6 protein-coding genes and 1 tRNA gene are annotated in these 4,689 nt (G+C 61.4%); 5 read left to right on the top strand and 2 right to left on the bottom strand.

Going from position 1 to position 4,689, the window contains the following annotated elements; genetic code table 11:
- Window positions 1-309, bottom strand: a 309-nt coding sequence (locus AC1D01_RS21555; RefSeq protein ID WP_477869908.1) for a hypothetical protein, incomplete at its 3' end; no start/stop codon positions are given.
- Between the two features lie 480 nt (window positions 310-789).
- Here AC1D01_RS21555 and AC1D01_RS21550 point away from each other — a divergent pair.
- Together AC1D01_RS21550 and AC1D01_RS21545 are read left to right on the top strand one after the other, a co-directional pair.
- Window positions 790-1,137 (top strand): antibiotic biosynthesis monooxygenase family protein, encoded by a 348-nt coding sequence (locus AC1D01_RS21550; RefSeq protein ID WP_477869906.1) that lies wholly within the window; start codon window positions 790-792, stop codon window positions 1,135-1,137.
- A gap of 19 nt (window positions 1,138-1,156) precedes the next feature.
- Window positions 1,157-1,702, top strand: a complete 546-nt coding sequence (locus AC1D01_RS21545) for a DUF2867 domain-containing protein (RefSeq protein WP_477869904.1) — start codon at window positions 1,157-1,159, stop codon at window positions 1,700-1,702.
- 281 nt (window positions 1,703-1,983) lie between these two features.
- Here AC1D01_RS21545 and AC1D01_RS21540 read toward each other — a convergent pair whose 3' ends face one another.
- Window positions 1,984-3,057 (bottom strand): site-specific integrase, encoded by a 1,074-nt coding sequence (locus AC1D01_RS21540; RefSeq protein ID WP_477869902.1) that lies wholly within the window; start codon window positions 3,055-3,057, stop codon window positions 1,984-1,986.
- 120 nt (window positions 3,058-3,177) lie between these two features.
- On the opposite strand from AC1D01_RS21540, the gene AC1D01_RS21535 reads away from it, so the two are divergent.
- The 3 genes from AC1D01_RS21535 to AC1D01_RS21525 all read left to right on the top strand — a co-directional run bounded on the left by AC1D01_RS21535 (window position 3,178) and on the right by AC1D01_RS21525 (window position 4,546).
- Window positions 3,178-3,252, top strand: a tRNA-Arg gene (locus AC1D01_RS21535).
- A 101-nt stretch (window positions 3,253-3,353) separates the two neighbouring features.
- Complete coding sequence (locus AC1D01_RS21530) at window positions 3,354-3,944, top strand: hypothetical protein (RefSeq protein WP_477869900.1); 591 nt, start codon at window positions 3,354-3,356, stop codon at window positions 3,942-3,944.
- Window positions 3,945-4,039: 95 nt separating this feature from the next.
- A complete protein-coding gene (locus AC1D01_RS21525; RefSeq protein WP_477869898.1) occupies window positions 4,040-4,546 on the top strand; it encodes a hypothetical protein in 507 nt (168 codons plus the stop codon).
- The last annotated feature ends 143 nt before the right edge of the window (window positions 4,547-4,689 follow it).

Here is a 4,689-nt window from a genome sequence, read left to right as displayed (position 1 = left end):
GGCCATTGAGTTTGATAGACCGGCTATCCAGAAATCTATAGCTGAGGCGGCGAGTTCGACGTTGGGAGTCTGCCCCCTCGCAAGCTGAACGCCCTTGGCCCAAAAATCGACAAGAAACAAGCGCTCGCCAGCTGCTAAATAGACTTGGGACAAACGCCCTGGCGCGTGCACATGAGCGAACGCGGGAAAACCTTGGGGAAGGTCATCCCGTCGGTCCACAGTCAGTGCCGAACCAATGCGCTCCAGTCCGCGCTGTAGCAGTGCGGGAAGACCGTGCCCCTCAAGGTCTGGGTACAGATCCTCGCGCACCGCGGATTGCTTGCTGAGCTCGACGTGTGTGCGTGAGTCCGATCCAGTCATTTGGCATCTGCCTGAGGTTTGAAGTAGCGAACCTGCGAAAGCGGATGCCGGAACGCAGCCCTTGATGGCAACAATCGCAGTCGCTCGCGCGGCGGCAAACTAGGTCTCGGTCTCATCAAGCAGATTGAAGTAGAGGCATGTCCGGGTGGTCCGTATCCAAGCGCCGCAGCCTACCCGAAAGCCGCCCTTCGCGACCGACAGCTCGTGGCCGACAGTGTATGTTCGGCGCGCCGCCCACAAGCGGCCATCGGCCGGCGTGGTGATGCTGCTCAGCGACCGCTTGCCGGCCACGACGCGAACGGGCACAGTCGGCCAGAAGCAGTCCATATCCGGTGTCGGCTTTTGGGTTGCCCGCGAGTGTCTTCGTCCTGATGCGCACAAAAAGTGAGGATCAGGAGCGACTTCTCTCTCAGACGCTGGAGACTTTTGATGACTACGATTGCGGAGAACTCAGGTGTCGTTACGCTCATCAACGTATTCACGGTCGAACCATCGAATCAACAGAAACTGATTGACATACTCGCACGCGCTACCGATACGTCCGTTCGTGATGTGCCAGGGTTCGTCTCGGCGGCGCTTCATCGAAGTGTCGATGGGACAAGGGTCACGATGTACGCGCAGTGGAAGAGCGAGGAGCACTACCAGCACTATCAATCGATGCGTTCAAACCCAGGCGCTTCACCATACGTGGAAGAGGCACTCGCCATAGCAAAGTTCGACCCCGGGATGTATGAGGTGGTCAAGGTCTTCGCCGGGCCATCCAAGCCTGCGCACTGATGCTTCAGGAGTGCCATTCATGCCAAGCGAACTCATGCAGGTAAAGCCGGTTGCTCTCCCCGCGCAGTCTGCCGTCGCTACAGTTTATGAATCGACGAATCTCGCAGACGCATTTACGATTCAACTGCCCTTTGGCACCTCAAGCGACCCAGATGTCCTTTGGCGATTCCTTATTTCACAGCAGCCACCGTGGATCGGATGGCTCACCAACCTCCGAGACGCAATCGTCGCGTGCTTTGGTCTGAAGACCGCCAAACACCTTGCGACTCTCTCCGGCGAAGCCAACGCTGACCGCATCGGCATCTTCAAGGTCTACAGCAGAAGCGAAACCGAGATTGTCTTGGGCGAGGACGACAAGCACCTCGATTTCAGACTCTCAGTACTCCGCACCCCGGACTTGTCTCCACCGCTTGGTGGCCAGTTGACTGTCTCAACCGTCGTCCACTGCCACAACCTCTTGGGCCGGGCCTACATATTGGTCATCGCTCCTTTTCATCGCCAGGTTGTGAAAGCCAGTCTTCGTCGCGCTGCACATATCGGTTGGCCTAAGGCAGGTACAAGGTAGAGGCAACTCGCCTGATCTACGACCGCTTTCAGACGCCGAATGGTCGCTACGCTATGGCAGCATTGGGTCGATGTCCGCCCTTCGCTGCTCACGACAGCAGCCATTCGACCACGTGAGTCCCCGTCGCTGTTGCCACCGCCCACGCGGCCGACACTGAGCACATCCTTTCGCCACGGAACGAAGGTCTCCTCTCCGTCAGAGCGGTCGCTCGGGCGACGGGCTCTGACCGTCCGCAACCAGCCCGAAGCGGTCGGCGCCGTCGAATGTCCCGCAGACTGGATCTACGCGACACCTGACCCGGTCGATTGCTTCCGCGACCGCGTTGAGTCGATGACCGCGGTGTGCAAGTCCTCGGGCCGCAGATTGGTGTAGCGCCGCAGGTGCCGCCAATCCTTGTGGCCCGTCACGAGCGCAACCTGCTGGATCTCGAAGCCTTCCTCGAAGAGCCGGCTCGTCCCCTCGTGCCGCAGGTCGTGGAAGTGCAGATCCGGAATGCTCAGCACCCTGCAGGCCTCGGTGAAGTACTTGCTGACGGTTGACTCGCCGATCGGGAAGATCCGCGTCTCGCCATCAACCTGCGGCTGAGCATTCAGGATCGTCCACGCGTCCCCCAGCAGCGGCACCCACTGGTCGTTGCCTTCCTTCTTCCGTGGATCTTTGCGGTCGCGCACCAGCACGAGCTTTCGCTTCCGATCCACGTCATCCCACTGCAGGCGCGAGATCTCGCCCCGTCGCATCGCGGTCGCGACGGCAAATCGCACCACGTCGGCAAAGATCTGGCCGCGGACCTCCGCGAGGTGCGCGATGATCTGCACCAGCTCGTCCTCGGTCGGCCGGCGCTCACGCTTGCCACCGCCGCCAATGAGCGCGAGGTGCTTCAGCAGCGGACGCGCAGCAGCCGCCACGTCGGGCAACATCACCTTGAGGCCCACGCCCGCATACCGCATCGCGGTCCCGAGCTTGCTGATCTCCATGTTGCACGTGTACGGCCCCGCGCCTTCATCCCGGCGCATCTGGCAGTACCCCACCAGATCCTTCGGCGTCATCACCATGGCGTCGAGCTCGCCCAGCCCTTCGACCAAGTACTTCAGCATGTAGTGCTCGTTGCTCGTGTCTGGAATGGGTCTCGACCGATCACGCAGATCCCGATAAGCAGAGATCACGTCACGCAGCAGCAAGGTGCGGCCCATGACAGACGTGGCAGAGGGAGCCTTGCCACGATCAATGTCGCCCTCGACCTGGCGTGCCCAGACATCTGCCTGGGCCTTCGTTTTGAAGGTCTTGCAGTACGATGGATGACCTTTGCGGCGAATCAACGCGCGCCATCCCTCACCCACTTTTATGATGCTTGCCATCGAGACTTGAGCGAGTGATACGACGTATCACCGCGTATCACTGAGGTTGTTGAAACCGATGATATGCGATGACTCTCTCAGAGGAGAGAGGCGAAAAATCAACGCTAGAATCCACCCCCGCTCGCCGTAGTTCAATGGATAGAACGGCCGCCTCCTAAGCGGCAAATACAGGTTCGATTCCTGTCGGCGGGACCAGTGCACAGCAAGGCAAGTCCGCCTTCCTCCAACCCCCTTGAGAGGGTTTCAGAACCCTGGCACCCGCCCTAAGCTGGCCGCCCAATCAAGGAGGAGTCTCAATGACTTTGAAAGCAAAACTAGCCGCATTGGCGTTCCTGTCCCTCGCAGCGGCCGCGCATGCCGAGGTCATCACGTTCAAGTTCACCGGCACGGTCACCCAGAGCCTGCCCCTCGCACTCACGGGCGCGAAGGTGACCGGAACGTTTGCCTATGACACCGATTCCATCTACATGGAAGGCCCGCCCCCGAAGCCCCGCGAAACCAGCAGTGCCATGTATTACGGGATTCCCCAGTCCATGCGCATGCAGGTCAACGGGCACACCTTCGAATCCGAAACCGTCAAGATCTTCATCCAGAACAACTTCAACGGAAATGTCGAAGACACGATCAGTGTCATCGGAGAGGGGATGACCTTGGACGGCACACGATTCGAGCAGGGATCCTTCGGATTCGAGCTCTACAGCGGCCCCGGCAACACCCGAGCGCTCCACGGCAGCCAGCTGCCCAAGCGCATCCTCGTGAAGCGGTTCGACCTCCAGAAGTCCGGATTCGGCATGGTGGATGGATCGGGCAACGGCAGCCTCGTCGCGTTCGAGGTCGACCGCATCAAGGCCGTCCGCCCGGCACAGGACGACGTCGACGAAGAATGATGCTGGAGGCGTGAGCTCGCGGCGTGGCGTCGGCACCCGCGGAATCCTCAACCTGGAGGAAGCCGGCAGCGCGCGAACCGGGCAAGCTGCGCACCATGGCCAGCATCAATTTCGTCCCCAGCGCCGACGCTTCCGTCGTCAGCGAGCTCTCGCGCCAGGTGCTCAAGCGGGTGCTCGACGAAGCCGGCCTCGCGTCGTGCACCATCACCAGCACAGTGCGCACGCCGAAACGCCAGGCCAACGCGATGTACAACAACATCGAGGCGACCACCATCGAGAAGCAGCTGCGGCTCTATGCCGAGCCCGGCCAGCAGGTGATCCACGAGTACCAGCGCCTGAAGCCGCTGGGCCACGGCCGCACGGTCATCCTCGATGCGATGGAAAGCAGGATCAACGCGCTCGGCCCTGGCACGGTGAGCCGGCATTGCGCCGATCCGTCGATGCTCAACGTGATCGACATCGCCCCGTCGTCGATCGCGAAGCCGAGCCGCTTTCTCGCGGCGCTGGACCGGGCCAAGGAACGGCGCGAGGTCTCGCGCTTCTTCTCGCCGGCCAATGGGGATCCGGCATTCCACGTCGAGATCCCGCAACCGGGGCTGTAGGGAGTCAGGCGTCGGGCGCCGTCGCGATCAGCCGGATGCCCAGCCCGAACAGCACCGCCCCCGCGGTGCGGTCGACCCAGGTCTTGCAGCCGAGGTAGACCCCCGCGGTGCGGTCGACCCAGGTCTTGCAGCCGAGGTAGACC

The sequence above is a fragment of the Rhizobacter sp. P3_B12 genome (genome assembly GCF_056402895.1).
The sequence above is the reverse complement of the archived record's forward strand: the minus strand, read 5'-3'. Positions and strand labels throughout refer to the sequence as shown.

What these genes read in the sequence shown, in the direction of transcription:
- AC1D01_RS21540 (WP_477869902.1), bottom strand. Translation starts at nt 3,057, where the DNA reads ATGGCAAGCATCATAAAAGTGGGTGAGGGATGGCGCGCGTTGATTCGC.
- AC1D01_RS21530 (WP_477869900.1), top strand. Translation starts at nt 3,354, where the DNA reads ATGACTTTGAAAGCAAAACTAGCCGCATTGGCGTTCCTGTCCCTCGCA.
- AC1D01_RS21550 (WP_477869906.1), top strand. Translation starts at nt 790, where the DNA reads ATGACTACGATTGCGGAGAACTCAGGTGTCGTTACGCTCATCAACGTA.
- AC1D01_RS21525 (WP_477869898.1), top strand. Translation starts at nt 4,040, where the DNA reads ATGGCCAGCATCAATTTCGTCCCCAGCGCCGACGCTTCCGTCGTCAGC.
- AC1D01_RS21545 (WP_477869904.1), top strand. Translation starts at nt 1,157, where the DNA reads ATGCCAAGCGAACTCATGCAGGTAAAGCCGGTTGCTCTCCCCGCGCAG.